This is a genomic window from Azospirillum aestuarii (assembly GCF_016632405.1).
Lineage (GTDB): Bacteria > Pseudomonadota > Alphaproteobacteria > Azospirillales > Azospirillaceae > Azospirillum > Azospirillum aestuarii.
Map to the genome: position 1 here is coordinate 1 of NZ_JAEPIV010000007.1, position 16,549 is coordinate 16,549.

The window sequence follows — 16,549 nt, forward strand, 5'->3', positions numbered from 1 at the left end:
CAACCACGACCAGCTCAAGGCCGAGCACCGCATCGTCTCGAACGCGTCGTGCACCACGAACTGCTTGGCCCCGGTGGCCTTCGTGCTGCACAACCTGATCGGCATCGAGAAGGGCTTCATGACGACGATCCACTCCTACACGGGGGATCAGCGCATCGTCGACACCAACCACAAGGACCTGCACCGCGCCCGCGCCGCGGCGCTGAACATGATCCCGACCTCGACCGGTGCGGCCAAGGCGGTGGGCAAGGTGCTGCCGGAGCTGAAGGGCAAGCTGGACGGCACCGCCATGCGCGTGCCGACCCCGAACGTCTCGGTGGTCGATTTCAAGTTCACCGCCAAGCGCGCCACCTCGGTGGAGGAGATCACCAAGGCGATCAGCGAGGCCGCCGACGGCCCGCTCAAGGGCATCCTGGGCGCCTACACCGAGGATCTGGTCTCCACCGACTTCAACCACGACCCGCACAGCTCGATCTTCGCGCTGAACGAGACCAAGGTCATCGACGGCAACTTCGTCCGCATCATGACCTGGTACGACAACGAGTGGGGCTTCTCCAACCGCATGAGCGACACCGCCATCGCCATGGCGAACGCCAAGTAAGCCACCCGCGGCTTGCTGCCAAAGAGGAAGGGCGCCCGGAACGGGGCGCCCTTTTTCATGTCCGTCATCCTGTTCGCCGGTGTATTTCCCGCCGGAACGCGGTCACCCCGCCTTGACGGCGTTGATGCCCGTGGCTTGCGCCAGCTGGTCGGCGACCCAGGCGGCGACGCTCTTGCCTTCGCGTTCCGCACAGGTGGCGATGGCGCGGTGGAGCATCGGATTGACGCGGATGGCGAGCTTGCCCGAATAAGGCTGCTCGGTGTTGCCCGCCATGTCGCAAGCCATCGCCAAATAATCGTCCACGGCGTCGCGGAAGGCCCGGCGCAGTTCATCGACCGAGCGGCCGGTGAAGGTGATGCCGTCGCGCGTGTTGATGACGGCGCCGACGAAGATGCCGGCATCGTCGTCGAAATCGATCTGGGCCTTGTAGCCCTTATAGTCCATCATCGGCGGCGACCCCAGGGATGCGTGGGGTGGAAGGATAGCCTCGCCTCCGCCCCGGCGGTTTGACCTGCCTCAATTCCCGGCATGGGGATGGGGAAATGCCCACTCGGATTTTCCCGTCATGACCGCCGTGCCCGCGCACAGCCGCCCCATCCGCATCCACGGCCTGAACGACGCCGACGCCGCCTGCGCCGTTGCGACGGACCTCGGCGTTCCCCTTTTGCTGGTCAGCGCACCCGGTGCGGCTGCCTCGGCCGGGGCCGGCTGGTTTCGCGAGGTTGTCGCCAACGCCACCGCCCGGCACCCGTCGGTTGCGATGACGGCGGTGCTCGACTGTGCCGACCGGCCCGGCGACGCCCTGGGCGCGCTGTCCGCTGGATTGGATACGGTCCTGTTCACCGGCCGGGCGGACGTCGCGGAGCGGCTGGCCGACATCGCCGCGCAGCGCGGCACCCGCCTGTTGACGGCGCTTCCCCAGGCGCTCGACCTGCGCGGCGTCCGCGACCCCCGGCGCGCCTGCCGGGACTGGCTGAGCGGGCAAGTCGATGGCCATGTCACGGAATAGTCACAAGGCGATACCGCTTTTTCCCCAAATCCGCGCGATCAAAAGTGGTGTATTGTGTTTTCCATCATCACGATGCGGTACCACCCCCATGACCACGACCACGCCTTTGCGGCCCCAGGCGGACGCTGCGCCGCTGAAGGGTACGGAGCCGGCCCTGCTCCAGCCGGAGAGGCCGGACGGGCTTCCGCGCGGGTCGCGCTTCCCCGCGCCGCATGTGGAAAAGATCCGCGGCACCCGGTTGCTCGCCGTCTGGGCCGGTTTGGCCGCCGGGGCCTGGGTCGTGGCGGTGGGCGCCGGCTACGGCCTCTACGTCATCGTCCAGTCCGTGCTGTGACATAAATCGGCTGGGCGGTGAGGTCCGCCTCACCCTTCGGCGATTCCCGAATCCGACCTCTCGGATAGGCCCTTTTGCCGCCGAGGATGGTCGCATTACACCCCTGCCGACGTTGCAAAGAGTCCCGCGCTGGGCTATGAGGGCCGCATTTCCGACAGAAACCCCAAGGGGAAGAGCCAGATGAAGCTCACTCGTCGTGTTAAGGAAATTCTTGCGAACTACGAAAGCGACACCCCGGGCGTCAAGGCCAACCTTGCCCGCATTCTTATGGAAGGCAAGCTGGGCGGCACCGGCAAGCTGGTGATCCTCCCCGTCGACCAGGGCTTCGAGCACGGCCCGGCGCGCAGCTTCGCACCGAACGAGCCGGGCTACGACCCGCATTACCATTACCAGCTCGCCATCGACGCCGGCTGCAACGCCTACGCCGCCCCGCTGGGCTCGCTGGAGGCCGGCGCCTCGACCTTCGCCGGCTCGATCCCGCTGATCCTCAAGATGAACAGCGCCAACAGCCTGTCGCGCCAGAAGGAGGACGCCGATCAGGCGGTGACCGCCTCGGTGCAGGACGCGCTGCGCCTCGGCTGCTCGGCGATCGGCTTCACGATCTACCCCGGCTCGGACGCCATGTACGACCAGTACGAGGAGATCCGCGAGCTGTCGAAGGAGGCCAAGTCGGTCGGCCTGCCCACCGTGCTGTGGTCCTACCCGCGCGGCGGCACCGTCTCCAAGGAGGGTGAACTGGCCATCGACGTGATCGGCTACGCCGCCCACATGGCCGCCCTGCTTGGCGCCCACATCATCAAGGTGAAGCTGCCGTCGGCCCATCTGGAGCAGGCGGAGGCCAGGAAGGTCTACGAGTCCAAGAACATCCCGATCGCCACCCAGGCCGACCGCGTGCGCCACATCATGCAGTGCGCCTTCAACGGCCGCCGCATCGTGGTCTTCTCGGGCGGCGCCACCAAGGGCGAGGACGCGGTGTTCGAGGATGCCCGCGCGATCCGCGACGGCGGCGGTAACGGCTCGATCATCGGCCGCAACGCCTTCCAGCGCCCGCGCGACGAAGCTTTGAAGCTGCTCGACCGGATCATGAAGATCTACCAGGGCAAAGAGTAAGGATCGCCTCGGTTGACCGAAACCGCCTGTCGGCTCTACCTCGTGACGCCGCCGGCCCTGGAGCCGGCGGCGTTCGCGCCGAAACTGACCGAAGCGCTGGACGCGGGCGATGTCGCCTGCGTCCAGTTGCGTTTGAAGGACTGCTCCGACGACGCCGTTCGCCGGGCCTGCGACGCTCTGCGCCCGATCGCCCAGGAGCGCGGGGTCGCCTTCATCCTGAACGACCATCCCGAACTGGCCCGCGAGACCGGCTGCGACGGCGTGCATGTCGGGCAGCAGGACACGTCCTACGCCCAGGCGCGGCGGATCGTCGGCAACGACGCCATCGTCGGGGTGACCTGCCACGACAGCCGCCATCTCGCCATGGAAGCGGGCGAGGCCGGGGCCGATTACGTCGCCTTCGGCGCCTTCTTCCCGACCACCACCAAGGACGCCGCGTTCAAGGCGGAGCCGGAGCTGCTCCGGTGGTGGTCGGAACTGATGGAGGTCCCCTGCGTCGCCATCGGCGGGATCACCCAGGAGAATTGCGGTCCGCTGGTGAGCGCCGGGGCTGATTTCCTGGCCGTGGTCGGTGCCGTGTGGAACCATCCCGATGGGCCGGGCGCCGCCGTGAGGGCGTTCAACGCCGCCATCGCCGCGGCTGAAGGGTGACGAAGGCCGCCGCCGAATCATGGACCTCCTTTCCATCGAGACGCTGACCGCGCTGTTCGCGGTCGGCCTTGTCGCGGGCTTCGTCGACGCCATCGCCGGGGGCGGCGGGCTTCTCACCCTCCCCGCCCTGCTCTGGGCCGGTCTGTCGCCCGCGCAGGCGCTGGCGACGAACAAGCTGCAATCCAGCTTCGGGTCTCTCTCCGCCGCGGTGAAGTTCACCCGAGGCGGAGAGGTGAGGCCGCGCGACATGGCGGTGATGATCGCCTGCACCTTCGCCGGTTCCGCGGCGGGCGCCATCATTGTCCAGATGATCGATCCGGGATTCCTGCGCAACGTCATCCCGGTGCTGCTGATCGGCATCGCCATCTGGCTGCTCGTCTCACCGAAGGCCGGCGAGATCGACGCGCAGCAGCGCATCGGCGAACGCGGATTCGCTTTGCTCGCCGGGACGGGAATCGGCTTTTACGACGGCTTCTTCGGGCCGGGCACTGGCACGTTCTTTGCCATTGCCTTCGTCTCGCTGCTCGGCTTCAACCTGCGCAAGGCGACCGCCCACACGAAGGTGCTGAACTTCACCAGCAACATCGCCGCGTTGCTGTTCTTCCTGGCCGGCGGGCAGATCGCCTGGCTGGCCGGGCTGCTGATGGGGGTGGGCCAGATGATCGGCGCGCAGATCGGCGCGCACATGGTCATCCGCAACGGCGCCGCCATCGTGCGGCCGATGCTCGTCGTCGCCTCCATCGCCATCACGGCGAAGCTGATCTGGACGGACGCCCAGAACGTGATCGGCGCGGGCATGGCCATGGTCGCCGGCTGGCTGGGCTGAGCACCTTCTGATACCCACATTTCCAGCCCGCGGCGAATCGACCGTGGCGGGCATTTCCCTGTCCAAAGCGTATCTCCGGACGCATGGTTTGTTGGTCCAACATTTTTTCAGCAGGTCCACTTTACGTTAACGTCAATGTGTGTATCATTGCGTCAAATAACGAAATTGGGGAGAAACGCATGTCCAATTGGTCACTGAAGGGGAACCTGCTCGCCGCCGCCGCGGTCATTGCCGTCGCGGCGCCGCTGCCGGCCGGTGCCGCCGGTTATCTGCTGAAGGAACAGAGCGCCTCCGGTCAGGGCACCTCCTTCGCGGGCGCCACCGCCAACGGCATGGGCGACGCCACCGGCCTGTTCTTCAACCCCGCGGCGCTGGGCGCCATCGAGGGGAACCAGGCGGTCGGCGTGCTGAGCGGCGTGTTCCCGACCTCGAAGACCAGCAACGCCCGCGGCACCCGCGCCACGCGGCTGGGCGGCAGCACCATCCTGGGCACATCCGACCCCGGCGACATCGGCATGGACGCGGTGATTCCGTCGGGCTATCTCGCCTACACGGTGTCGCCGGACGTGAAGCTGGGCCTCGCCATCACCGCGCCCTGGGGCCTGTCCACCGACTATCCGGAAAGCTGGACCGGCCGCTACCACGGCATCCACTCCAGCCTGCTGACGATCAACATCTCCCCGACCGTGTCCTACCGGCTGATGCCGGACCTGACCATCGCCGGCGGCCTGCAGTTCCAGTACGCCAAGGCGCGGCTGAGCCAGGCCGTGGATTTCGGCTCCATCCTGGCGGCCACCGGCGTTCCCATCGCGCCGGGCTCGCGCGACGGCGTGGGCGAGGTCAAGGGCGACGACTGGGGCGTCGGCTTCACCGCCGGCATGCTGTACGAGCCGGCCAAGGGCACCCGCTTCGGCGTCTCCTACCGTTCCTCCGTCTTCCACGAGCTGGACGGCGATTCGAAGTTCGAGGGCGTCCCCGCCACCCCGGCACTCCAGGCCAGCTTCGCCGGCTCGCCGGTGCGGGCGAAGGTCGCCACGCCGGACATCATCTCCTTCGGCGCCTATCACGAGCTGACCAGTTCCATCGCCGTGATGGCCGACGCGCAATGGACCAACTGGTCGCGCTTCAAGGAGTTGCGCATCCGCTACCGCAACCCGCTGCGCACCGACACGGTGACCGACGAGAACTGGGACGACTCCTGGTTCTTCGCGCTGGGTGCGGCCTACAAGTGGAACGAGAAGCTGACCCTGCGCTTCGGCGTGGCCTACGACCAGACCCCGGTCAGCGACCAGTACCGCACACCGCGCATCCCGGACGAGGATCGCTACTGGGTGTCGATCGGCGCCGGCTACCAGGTCACCGACAGCATCCGGACCGACATTGGCTACAGCCACATCTTCGCCAACAAGGCCAAGATGGACCTGCGCGACAATCTGACGGGCAGCGACGCCTTCCGCGGCAACCTGTCCGCCGACTACAAGGCCCATGTGGACGTGATCGCGCTCCAGACCAGGATCACATTCTGATCCGGATGCCGTAACCCTCTCCCCTCCGGGGAGAGGGGACTTGAAGGACACTCCACCGTCCCCGCGCCTTGCCCTTCCCGGCGTCCGTGCTAGGCTTTCCCTCAATCAAGAACACGATCCGGGAGAGGAATCCGCATGGCCGACACCTTCACCGCCTTCGTCATCGAGGACGCCGACGGCAAGCCCAAGGGGGGCTTCAAGCCGCTCAGCCTGACCGACCTGCCCGACCACGACGTTCTGGTCGAGGTCGCCTTCTCCACACTGAACTACAAGGACGGCCTCGCCGTCTCCGGCAAGGGGCGAATCGCCCGCAAGCTGCCGATGGTTGCCGGCATCGACCTCGCCGGCACGGTCGTGGAGTCGCGCTCCGCCGATTGGAAGGCCGGGGACAAGGTCATCGTCAACGGCTGGGGCCTGTCGGAAACCCAGTGGGGTGGCTACAGCCGGTTCCAGCGCGTGAAGCCGGAATGGCTGACCCGCCTGCCCGACGCCTTCTCGCCGGAGGAGGCGATGGGCATCGGCACAGCCGGCTACACCGCCGCCCTCTGCGTGGATGCCCTGGAGAGCTGGGGGACGATCCAGCCCGGCGGGAAGGAGGTTCTGGTCACCGGGGCGGCCGGCGGCGTCGGTTCCGTCGCGGTCGCCCTGCTCGCCAAGGCCGGCTATCCGGTCACCGCCTCCACAGGGCGGCCCGAAACCCACGAGTATCTGTCCGGCCTGGGCGCCACCGGCTTCATCGACCGCGCCGCCTTGCAGGAGAAGGGCCCGCCGCTCCAGAAGGAGCGCTGGGCCGGCGGCGTCGATTCGGTGGGCGGAATCACGCTGGTCAACGCCCTGTCGCAAACCGTCTGGGGCGGCGCCATCGCCGCCTGCGGGCTGGCGGGCAGCGCCGACCTGCCCGGAACGGTGCTGCCGCACATCCTGCGCAGCGTCGCGCTGATCGGCGTCGATTCGGTCGCCGCCCCGGCGGCGCGGCGCGAGCGCGCCTGGGCGCGGCTGGCCCGCGACCTCGACAAGGACCACCTGAAGGCGATGTACAGGGTGGAGCCGATGTCGAAGCTGCCCGAGCTGGCCGGCCAGATCCTCGCCGGGCAGGTGCGCGGCCGCGTGGTGATCGACGTCACCGCCTGATGACGCCGATGTCGGTGGCGTGAGGGTTATCCCCCCGCCACCGGCAGCCACAGCACCTCGTCGATGCTCTCCGCCCCGCTGCACAGCATGACCAGCCGGTCGAAGCCCAGCGCGATGCCGCTGCTCTCCGGCATGCCCTGCTCCAGCGCGGCGAGGAAATCCTCGTCCACCGGGAAGCGGTCGCCGTAGATCCGTTCCTTCAAATCCATGTCGGCCTCGAAGCGTACGCGCTGGGCACGGGCGTCGGTCAGTTCGCCGAAGGCGTTGGCGAGTTCCAGGCCGCAGGCGTACAGCTCGAACCGCTCGGCCAGCCGCGGGTCCTCCGGCTTGGGGCGCGACAGGGCGGCCATGCAGACGGGATAGTCGGTCAGCACGCAGGGCACGCCCGCGCCCAGATGCGGCTCGATCCGCTCGAACATGATGCGGAAGACGATGTCCTCCCAACGGTCGCCGTCATGCGGCGGGATGCCGATGGCCCGCGCCATGGCGGCCAGCGGGGCCGGATCGGGGTCGTGGCTGCCGTCGAAGGTCTCCAGCAGGTCGATCCCGGCAAACTCCCGGAAGGCGTCCTGCACGGTCAGCACCCGCCACTCCTTGAAGGGGTCGCAGGTCATGCCGCGGAAGTCGAATCGCGTCCGCCCGGCGGCGACGGCGGCCTCTCGCACCAGATCCTCGCAATCGCGGATCAGCGTCCGGTAGCCCTCCCCCGCCCGGTACCATTCGAGCATGGAGAATTCCGGCGCGTGGGTGGCCGACCGCTCGCCGTTCCGGAAGACGTGGGCGATCTGGTAGATGCGCGGCAGCCCCGCCACCAGCAGCTTCTTCATGGCGAATTCTGGGCTGGTGTGCAGGTGCAGCCGCAGCCGGTCGTCGGGGTGCGGCCCCACCAGCTCCGTCGCGAAGGCCTGGAGATGCGGCTCCATACCCGGCGAGACCTGGAGCGCCGGGGTGTCCACCTCCAGGAAGGCGTTCTCCTCGAAGAAGCGGCGGACGGCGCCCAGCACGCGGCCGCGCACGGCCAGATGGGGGCGGCGGCGGGCGAAGCTCTCGGGAGCCCAGGCGGGCGTGACGGGGGACATGATGGCCTTCACTGACGGAGCGATGACGCTGCTTAGCAGAGTGGGAACGGCGACGAAAACGGACAAAGAAGGCGCAGAACGCCGATTGAGCCCCACCCGGCGTTGCCACCGGCCCGGCAAGCTGCTAGGTTCCGCGCCGCCTGTCTCCTGGAAATCACGAGTATGTCATGAAGGTCAACGCCAACACGATGCGTCCCGGCCATGTGCTGGAGCATAACGGTAAGCTCTGGGTCATTACGAAGACCGCTATCGTCCAGCCCGGCAAGGGTGGCGCCTTCATCCAGCTTGAAATGAAGGATGTTCGCACCGGCAACAAGTCGATCGAGCGCTTCCGCACCCAGGAGACGGTCGAGCGCGCCCGCCTGGACGAGCACGAGATGACCTTCCTGTTTGCCGAAGGCGACAGCTACACCTTCATGGACAAGGAAAGCTACGAGCAGACCGCCATCCCCGGCGAGATCATCGGCGACCAGAAGGTGTTCCTGCAGGACGGCATGGAAGTCACCGTGCAGTCCTTCGAAGGCGCGCCGCTCGGCGTCGAGATCCCCGGCAAGGTCACCCTGCAGATCACCGAGGCCGACCCGGTGGTGAAGGGCCAGACGGCCTCCTCCTCCTACAAGCCGGCGAAGCTGGAGAACGGCGTGTCGATCCTGGTGCCGCCGCACATCGAGTCGGGCACCCGCGTCGTCGTCGACACCCAGACCGGCGAGTATGTCGAGCGCGCCAAGGACTGACCGTCCTGACTGAATTTCTGCGCACCGGCTCTCGCTTAAGGCAGGGGCCGGTGTATTCTTTTTCCGGTTCCGCACGAGATAAAGCACGCCCATGGCCACCCGCTCCGCCCTTATCAACGTGATGGTCCGCGCCGCCGAAAAGGCGGCCCGCGGCCTTGTCCGCGACTTCGGCGAGGTCGAGCACCTCCAGGTGTCGCGCAAGGGCCCGGCGGACTTCGTGTCCGCCGCCGACATGAAGGCGGAAAAGCTGCTGCGCGAAGAGCTGCAGAAGGCCCGCCCGGATTTCGGCTTCCTCATGGAGGAGACGGGCGCCAGCAAGGGCAGCGACCCGACCGCCCGCTGGATCGTCGATCCGCTGGACGGCACCACCAACTTCCTGCACGGCATCCCGCACTGGGCGATCTCGATCGCCGCGGAGAAGAACGGCGAGATCGTCGCCGGCGTCGTGTACGAGCCGGTGCACGACCAGATGTACTGGGCCGAGAAGGGCCAGGGCGCCTTCCTCAACCACCAGCGCCTGCGCGTGTCGGAGCGCCGCAACCTCGCCGACGCGGTGATCGCCACCGGCATCCCCTTCAAGGGCCGCGGCGACCATGCGGGCTTCCTGGTGGAGGCCGAGGCGCTGATGAAGGAGGTCGCGGGCATCCGCCGCTTCGGCGCCGCTTCGCTCGACCTCGCCTACGTCGCGGCGGGCCGCTACGACGGATATTGGGAGCGTGGGCTCGCCCCCTGGGACGCGGCGGCCGGCCAGCTTCTGGTGACCGAGGCCGGTGGCTTCGTCGGTGAGATCGGCGGCGGGCGCAACCCGGTGTTCGGCGGCACGATTCTGGCGGCCAACGCCCACTTCCACCTGCCGATCGCCAAGATCCTGCGCGGTGCGACGGATCGCAAGGTGCGCTCCGCTCCCGCCGGAGCGGCTGGGGCGGCGGACGCCGGTCAGGGCTGACCTCCGGCCGAGCCATAAGCCCTTCATGACGTTGGGGTAGCAAGGGCCGCGCTTTGGTGGGGAAACACGCCGCGCGGCCCAAAGGGCGTTGTCCCTACGCCGATCGAAGGGCTATGGTACCAACGCATTTCCGTGTCATTGGGAACAACGCGCTGGTCACCATGAGGATTGTCGGACGCATGAGCCGTTCTCCGAACGCGCCCGCCGGGCGGTCGCTACCCCCGCGCGTCCTCCCCGCCGCCGTGGCCGTGGCGCTGTCCCTGGCCGTGACCGCCTGCTCCTCGCCCGGCACCGCGCCGCCCCAGACCAGCGCTTCCGCTCCGGCCCCGCCCGTAGCCGCGGCCACAGGCGGGCTGACGCTGGAGAACGCGCAGCCGCTGCCGATCCCGCCACGACCCGATCTCTTCCCGCCGCCGGCCCCTCCGGCCCCGCCCGTTTTCAAGGCCCCGACCCTGATGACGGCGCCGGATCTGCCGCAGATTGCGATCGGTCCCACGCCGCCCCCGCCGGCCATGCCGGAAGGCGCACCGCCGGTCCCGGCCTCCAACCGGCCGGCGGCACCTCCGCCGCCCGACCGGACGCAGACCGCCGCACTGCCGCCGCCGACTCCGAAAGCGCCCTCGGCGCCCGCCCTGCCCCGGATGGAGCCGTTGACCGTGCTGTTCGACGGCACCGCCACCGCTTTGCCCGAACCGGCCCGGACGCGTCTGGACGCCATCGCGGAGCGCCTGAACGCCAACCCGCAGCTTCGCCTGCAGATCCGCTCCTACGCCAGCGGTACGCCGGAGACGGCGCGCGAGGCGCGGCAATTGTCGCTGGCCCGTGCCCTGGCCGTCCGCGAACGCCTCGGCACCGCCGGCATCGCCAGCACCCGCGTGGACATCCGCGCCATGGGCATGGAGGCGGCCGGCGGCGCGCCGGACCGGCTGGACGTGGAGTTTCTGAACCAGTGAGCTGCCCTCTGTAACCCGTACCGCCTGCCCCTTCCCCTGGACGAGAGTGCCCATGGCCGCCATCGCCCCGTCGTCCCACCCTCTTGAGGAGCCTTCCCCGATGACGCGCCCGGAGCGCTTCCTGACACGGATGATCCTCTTCCTGGTGGTCGTGGGAAGCGTGACGGCGTTGCTGTTCCCGGCCCTGCGCGCCGCCTTCATGAACAACCCGGCGCTGAACGGGCTGATCCTCGGCACGCTGCTCGCCGGCATCCTGTTCATCTTCCGCCAGGTGCTGATGCTGCGGCCCGAGGTGGCGTGGCTGGAGCATTTCCAGTCCGGCAACCCCGCCGTAGCCGCGCCGGAGCCGGTGCTGCTCGCCCCGATGGCGCGCATGCTGCGGGAACGGCGCGGCCGGCTGACCCTGTCGGCGCTGTCGATGCGCTCGCTGCTCGACGGCATCGCCTCGCGGCTGGACGAGTCGCGGGAGCTGTCGCGCTACCTGATCGGTCTGCTGATCTTCCTCGGCCTGCTCGGTACCTTCTGGGGCCTGCTGCACACCGTGCAGTCGGTCGGCTCGGTCATCGGCGGGCTGTCGGTGCAGGGCGGCGACGTGGGGGCGATGTTCAGCAACCTCCAGCACGGGCTCGAAGCGCCACTGACCGGCATGGGCACGGCCTTCAGCTCCTCGCTGTTCGGTCTGGCGGGGTCACTGGTTCTGGGTTTCCTGGAGCTTCAGGCCAGCCAGGCGCACAACCGCTTCTTCCAGGATGTCGAGGACTGGCTGTCCGGCGCCACCCGCCTCTCCAGCGGGGCGGGCGGCAGCCTGGAGACCGGCGACCAGTCGATGCCGGCCTATCTGACGGCGCTCCTGGAGCAGACGGCGGAGAACCTCGACTCGCTCCAGCGCACCGTCGCCACCGCCGAGGAGGGCCGCCGGTCGGCCAACGCCAACCTGATGGCCCTGACCGAGCGGCTGAGCACGCTGACCGACCAGATGCGCGCCGAACAGCAACTTCTCCTGCGGCTGGGCGAGAGCCAGCTGGAGATGAAGGGGCTGCTCGACCGGCTGTCGGACGCTGCCATCGGCGGCTTCGACGACGCCTCGCGCCAGCATCTGCGCAACATGGACATCTACCTCGCCCGCATGGTCGAGGAATCCTCCACGGGCCGGGTCCAGGCGGTGCAGGAGATCCGCAGCGAGATCAAGCTGCTGGCCCGCACCATCGCCGCCCTGGCCGAAGAATCGGAACAGCGCTGATCGGAACAGCGCTGACGCCTTCCCCCTGTCCGTCCGGAGGGACACCCCGCCATGCCCAGCATCAGCCGCCGCAACGGCCATCGCGAGGCCAGCGCATGGCCCGGATGGGTGGACGCGCTGTCGTCCCTCGTCATGGTGGTCATCTTCCTGCTGATGATCTTCGTCGTCGCCCAGTTCTACATGGCGACCGCCCTGACCGGGCGCGACGAGCAGCTCGGCAGCCTGAACCGCAAGGTGGCGGAACTGAACGACCTGCTGGCGCTGGAGCGGGACGCCAACGCCGACCTGCGCATCAACGTCGCCCAGCTGTCGGCGGAGCTTCAGGGCTCCGTGGTGGCGCGGGACACCATGACCAGCCGCATCGCCACGCTCCAGGGCGACCTCGACCACGCCGCCCGCGCGGCGGAGGAATTGCAGCGCACGATCCGCGCCGACAAGGAAACCATCGAGCTGAAGCTGGCCGAGGCCGCCAGCCTACAAGCCGACCTGAAGGCGCTGCGCGAGGCCCGGACCAGGCTGGAAGGCGAACTCGCCGCCGCCGCCGCGCAGCAGCGCCTGACCGAGGAGCAGCGCCTGGCCCTGCTGGCCGAGCTGGGCGGGGAGCGCGACCGGTCCAAGGCGCTGGAAACACGGCTCGCCAGCGCCGACGAGAAGACGATGCTCGCGCAGAAGGACATCGAAAAGCGCGACATCCGAATCACCGAACTGATGGCCTCGCTGTCCGCCGAGCAGGGCGCGACCGGCAAGGCGAACGAGCAGGTCGACCTGCTGAACCGGCAGATGGCCGCCCTGCGCGAGCAGCTCGCCCGCATCGGCGCCGTGCTGGAGATCTCGGAGAAGAAGGCGGAGGAGCAGCAGGTCCAGATCGCCGAACTCGGCTCGCGGCTCAATCAGGCGCTGGCCGCCAAGGTGCAGGACCTCGCCCGCTACCGCTCGGAGTTCTTCGGGCGGGTGCGCGAGGCTTTGGGCAACCGGCAGGACGTGCGCATCGTCGGCGACCGCTTCGTCTTCCAGTCGGAGCTGCTGTTCCCCTCCGGCTCCGCGACTCTGGAGGAGGCCGGCAAGCAGCGGCTGGCGGAGCTGGCGCGCACGCTGATCGAGATCGGCCGGACCATCCCGCCGGACATCAACTGGGTGCTGCGCGTGGACGGCCACACCGACGCGCGCCCGGTGCGCATCCAGTTCGCCTCGAACTGGGAGCTGTCGGCGGCGCGCGCGATTTCGGTAGTGAAGTATCTGATAGACCAGGGAATTCCGGCGGACCGTCTGGCCGCCGCCGGTTTCGGCGAGTATCAGCCGCTCGACCCCGGCACCAGCGACGAGGCGCTGGCCCGCAACCGGCGTATCGAGGTGAAGCTGGATCAGCGGTGAGGGGCTTGCCCCCACCCTAACCCTCCCCCGCTGCGCAGGGGAGGGAACTCCGCCGCCTCCGCAATCAATCCCTCCCCTGCGCAGCGGGGGAGGGAGGGACCCACGAAGTGGGAGGGTGGGGGCAAGTACGCCCTACTCCGCCGCGACCTTCTCCGGCTCCACCGCCGGCGTCCAGCGCAGCACCGGCTTGCGCGCCGCGGCGGTCTCGTCCAGGCGGCGACGCGGGGTCAGGCGCGGGGCGCCCTGGAAATAGGCCACGTCGCCGGACTTGGCCCGTTCCGCCAGCGCGCGCAAAGCGGTGACGAACTGGTCCAGGCTGGCCTTCGACTCGGTCTCGGTCGGCTCGATCAGCAGGGCGCCATGCACGACCAGCGGGAAGTACATGGTCATCGGGTGGAAGCCCTCGTCGATCAGCGCCTTAGCGATGTCGAGCGTGGTCACCCCCGTGCCCTTCAGGAAGCGGTCGTCGAACAGGCATTCGTGCATGCACGGCCCCTCGAAGGAAGGCGTCATCACGTCCTGAAGGCGGGCCAGCAGGTAGTTCGCGTTCAGCACCGCATCGTTCGCCACCTGCCGCAGCCCATCGGCACCGTGGCTCATCATGTAGGCGAGCGCGCGGACGAACATGCCCATCTGGCCGTGGAACGCCTTCATCCGTCCAAAGGCCGGGCCGTCGCCGGCCTGCTCCACCAGACGGAAGGCGCCGTCCTTGTCCTGCACCACGTAGGGCACCGGGACGAAGGGGGCCAGCGACTCCGCGAAGACCACCGGGCCGGAACCCGGACCGCCGCCGCCGTGCGGCGTGGAGAAGGTCTTGTGCAGGTTGATGTGCATCACGTCGATGCCGAGGTCCGCCGGGCGCACCCGCCCGACGATGGCGTTGAAGTTGGCGCCGTCGCAGTAGAAATAGGCGCCCGCCGCGTGCACCGCCTCGGCGATGGTGATGATGTCGCGCTCGAAAAGGCCGCAGGTGTTCGGGTTGGTCAGCATCAGCCCGGCCACGTCGGGGCCGAGCTTGGCCTTCAGCGCCGCCAGATCGACGCGCCCGTCCTCGGTGGCCGGGATCGCCTCGACCGCGTAGCCGCAGGCGGCGGCGGTCGCCGGGTTGGTGCCGTGGGCGCTTTCCGGGACGAGGATCTTGGTGCGACCTTTATCCCCCTTGGCGTCGTGGGCGGAGCGGATCGCCATGATGCCGCACATCTCACCGTGCGCGCCCGCCGCCGGGGCCAGCGTCACCGCCGCCATGCCGGTCAGCGTGGCAAGCCAGCGGCCCAGCTCCGCCATCAGTTCCAGCGCGCCCTGCACCGTGCTTTCGGGCTGGAGCGGGTGCACGTCGGCGAAGCCCGGCAAGCGCGCCATCTTCTCGTTCAGGCGTGGGTTGTGCTTCATCGTGCAGGAGCCGAGCGGGTACAGGCCGCTGTCGATGGCGTAGTTCTTCTGCGACAGGCGGGTGTAGTGGCGGACCACCTGCGGCTCGGCGAGACCCGGCAGGCCGATCCGGCCGCGCGGCTTCACCGCACCCAGGCGCGAGCCCACCGCGGGGACCTCCGGCAGGTCGACGCCGCAACGCCCGGCGCTGTCCTGTTCGAAGATCAGCGGCTCCTCGATCTGCAGGCCGCGGTTGCCGGTGACGGTCTCCGGAACGGCGCTGTCCGAATTCTGGATACCGGTCGGGCGACCCTGGTTGTTCATGCTCATCACAGAACCTCGGCGAGGGCGGTGGCGAAGGCGTCCATGTCGGACTCGGTGTTCGTCTCGGTGGCGGCCACGATCAGCAGATCGTCGAGCCCGCCGCCGAACAGGCGGGAGGCCGGAACGCCGCCCAGAATGCCGCGCTGCGCCAGCGTCTCCACGACCTCCGCCGCCGGCTTCGGCAGCTTCACGGTGAATTCGTTGAAGAAGCTGCCGTTGACGATCTCCACGCCCCTCACCGCGGCCAGCTTGTCGGCCAGCTGCACGGCCTTGGCGTGGTTGAGCTCGGCGAGCCGGGCGAAGCCCTCCTCCCCCAACAGGCTGAGGTGGATGGAGAAGGCCAGCGCGCACAGGCCGGAGTTGGTGCAGATGTTCGAGGTCGCCTTCTCGCGGCGGATGTGCTGCTCGCGGGTGGAGAGCGTCAGCACGAAACCGCGCCGCCCGTCGGCGTCCACCGTCTGGCCGCAGAGGCGGCCCGGCATCTGGCGGACCAGCTTCTCCTTCACCGCGAACAGCCCGACGTAGGGGCCGCCGAAGTTCAGCGCGTTGCCCAGCGACTGGCCTTCCGCCGCCACGATGTCGGCGCCCATCTCGCCCGGCGGGGTCAGCAGGCCGAGCGACACGGCCTCCGTCACCACGACGATCAGCAGGGCGCCCTTGGCCTGGCAGGCCCGGCCCAGCTCGGTGTAGTCGCGGACATGGCCGAAGACGTCCGGGTTCTGCACGACGACGCAGGAGGTGTCGCCGTCGACCTCGGCCAGAAGGTCCTCGCCGCCGGTCGGGGCCGGGGGCATGACGACCGTCTCGAAGCCGATGAAGCGGGCGTCGGTCGTGGTGGTGTCGCGGTAATGCGGGTGCAGGCCGCCGGACAGCACGGCCTTCTTCCGGCGGGTGACGCGGTTCGCCATCATCACGGCTTCCGCGCAGGCGGTCGCGCCGTCGTACATGGAGGCGTTGGCGACGTCCATGCCGGTCAGCAGCGAGACCTGGGTCTGGAACTCGAACAGGACCTGCAGCGTGCCCTGGCTCACCTCCGGCTGGTACGGGGTGTAGGCGGTCAGGAACTCGCCCCGCTGCACCAGATGGTCCACCGTCGCCGGGATGTGGTGACGGTAGGCACCGGCGCCGAGGAAGCTCGGCACGCTGCCGGCGGGCAGGTTCTTCCCCGCCATCGCCGACAGGGCGCGATCGACCTCAAGCTCGCCCATATGGTTGGACAGCCCCTCGATCGGGCCGGAGAGGCGGGCCGCCTCGGGCACGTCGCGGAACAGCTCGTCCACCGACGGCACGCCGATGGCCTCCAGCATGGAGCGCCGGTCGGCCTCGGCCAGGGGCAGGTAACGCAT

General features: G+C 68.9%; 17 protein-coding genes. 13 read left to right on the forward strand and 4 right to left on the reverse strand.

All coding sequences use genetic code 11. The annotated features are described in order from the left end of the window. Positions 1 to 601 (forward strand): type I glyceraldehyde-3-phosphate dehydrogenase (locus tag JJL56_RS14705; protein WP_200485510.1); only part of this gene is annotated, 601 nt, incomplete at its 5' end. 102 nt (positions 602 to 703) lie between these two features. Here the strand turns inward: JJL56_RS14705 and JJL56_RS14710 are convergent. Then, positions 704 to 1,048 carry a type II toxin-antitoxin system HicB family antitoxin gene (locus tag JJL56_RS14710; protein ID WP_145626512.1) on the reverse strand — a complete coding sequence of 115 codons (345 nt, stop codon included), beginning with the start codon at positions 1,046 to 1,048 and terminating at the stop codon, positions 704 to 706. A 118-nt stretch (positions 1,049 to 1,166) separates the two neighbouring features. Between JJL56_RS14710 and JJL56_RS14715 the strand changes: the two genes are divergently transcribed. From JJL56_RS14715 to JJL56_RS14745, 7 genes are all read left to right on the forward strand, one after another. Continuing rightward, complete coding sequence (locus tag JJL56_RS14715) at positions 1,167 to 1,610, forward strand: hypothetical protein (RefSeq protein ID WP_200485511.1); 444 nt, start codon at positions 1,167 to 1,169, stop codon at positions 1,608 to 1,610. Positions 1,611 to 1,698: 88 nt separating this feature from the next. Next, positions 1,699 to 1,944, forward strand: a complete 246-nt coding sequence (locus tag JJL56_RS14720) for a hypothetical protein (protein WP_145626510.1) — start codon at positions 1,699 to 1,701, stop codon at positions 1,942 to 1,944. Between the two features lie 180 nt (positions 1,945 to 2,124). Beyond that, a complete protein-coding gene (locus JJL56_RS14725) occupies positions 2,125 to 3,054 on the forward strand; it encodes a class I fructose-bisphosphate aldolase (protein WP_145626509.1) in 930 nt (309 codons plus the stop codon). 12 nt (positions 3,055 to 3,066) lie between these two features. Then, complete coding sequence (thiE, locus tag JJL56_RS14730; protein ID WP_145626508.1) at positions 3,067 to 3,705, forward strand: thiamine phosphate synthase; 639 nt, start codon at positions 3,067 to 3,069, stop codon at positions 3,703 to 3,705. 19 nt (positions 3,706 to 3,724) lie between these two features. Then, the gene (locus JJL56_RS14735) at positions 3,725 to 4,531 is read left to right on the forward strand and encodes a TSUP family transporter (RefSeq protein WP_145626507.1); all 807 of its coding nucleotides are present in this window, start codon (positions 3,725 to 3,727) and stop codon (positions 4,529 to 4,531) included. Between the two features lie 179 nt (positions 4,532 to 4,710). Continuing rightward, positions 4,711 to 6,057, forward strand: coding sequence for an OmpP1/FadL family transporter (locus JJL56_RS14740; RefSeq protein WP_200485512.1), 1,347 nt, complete (start codon positions 4,711 to 4,713; stop codon positions 6,055 to 6,057). Positions 6,058 to 6,192: 135 nt separating this feature from the next. Continuing rightward, entirely contained in the window at positions 6,193 to 7,188 is a 996-nt protein-coding gene (locus tag JJL56_RS14745; RefSeq protein WP_145626505.1) for an MDR family oxidoreductase, read from the forward strand. 26 nt (positions 7,189 to 7,214) lie between these two features. Here the strand turns inward: JJL56_RS14745 and epmA are convergent, their stop codons facing one another. Continuing rightward, a complete protein-coding gene (gene epmA / locus JJL56_RS14750; protein WP_145626504.1) occupies positions 7,215 to 8,267 on the reverse strand; it encodes an EF-P lysine aminoacylase EpmA in 1,053 nt (350 codons plus the stop codon). A 167-nt stretch (positions 8,268 to 8,434) separates the two neighbouring features. Here epmA and efp point away from each other — a divergent pair, with 167 nt between their 5' ends. The 5 genes from efp (at position 8,435) to JJL56_RS14775 (ending at position 13,511) form a co-directional block, all read left to right on the forward strand. Further along, positions 8,435 to 9,001: an elongation factor P gene (gene efp / locus JJL56_RS14755; RefSeq protein WP_014240821.1), complete on the forward strand. Its 567-nt coding sequence runs from the start codon at positions 8,435 to 8,437 to the stop codon at positions 8,999 to 9,001. A 91-nt stretch (positions 9,002 to 9,092) separates the two neighbouring features. After that, complete coding sequence (locus tag JJL56_RS14760) at positions 9,093 to 9,947, forward strand: inositol monophosphatase family protein (RefSeq protein WP_200485513.1); 855 nt, start codon at positions 9,093 to 9,095, stop codon at positions 9,945 to 9,947. 179 nt (positions 9,948 to 10,126) lie between these two features. Then, the gene (locus tag JJL56_RS14765; RefSeq protein ID WP_200485514.1) at positions 10,127 to 10,900 is read left to right on the forward strand and encodes an OmpA family protein; all 774 of its coding nucleotides are present in this window, start codon (positions 10,127 to 10,129) and stop codon (positions 10,898 to 10,900) included. A gap of 52 nt (positions 10,901 to 10,952) precedes the next feature. Next, positions 10,953 to 12,140: a DNA repair protein RecN gene (locus JJL56_RS14770; RefSeq protein WP_014240825.1), complete on the forward strand. Its 1,188-nt coding sequence runs from the start codon at positions 10,953 to 10,955 to the stop codon at positions 12,138 to 12,140. Between the two features lie 51 nt (positions 12,141 to 12,191). Beyond that, positions 12,192 to 13,511 (forward strand): peptidoglycan -binding protein, encoded by a 1,320-nt coding sequence (locus tag JJL56_RS14775; protein ID WP_145626502.1) that lies wholly within the window; start codon positions 12,192 to 12,194, stop codon positions 13,509 to 13,511. Positions 13,512 to 13,643: 132 nt separating this feature from the next. On the opposite strand, the gene gcvPB is transcribed toward JJL56_RS14775, so the two are convergent. Next, positions 13,644 to 15,209, reverse strand: a complete 1,566-nt coding sequence (gcvPB, locus tag JJL56_RS14780) for an aminomethyl-transferring glycine dehydrogenase subunit GcvPB (protein WP_145626501.1) — start codon at positions 15,207 to 15,209, stop codon at positions 13,644 to 13,646. Then, positions 15,209 to 16,549, reverse strand: coding sequence for an aminomethyl-transferring glycine dehydrogenase subunit GcvPA (gene gcvPA, locus JJL56_RS14785; protein ID WP_200485515.1), 1,341 nt, complete (start codon positions 16,547 to 16,549; stop codon positions 15,209 to 15,211). Before gcvPA ends, gcvPB begins: the two co-directional genes overlap by 1 nt.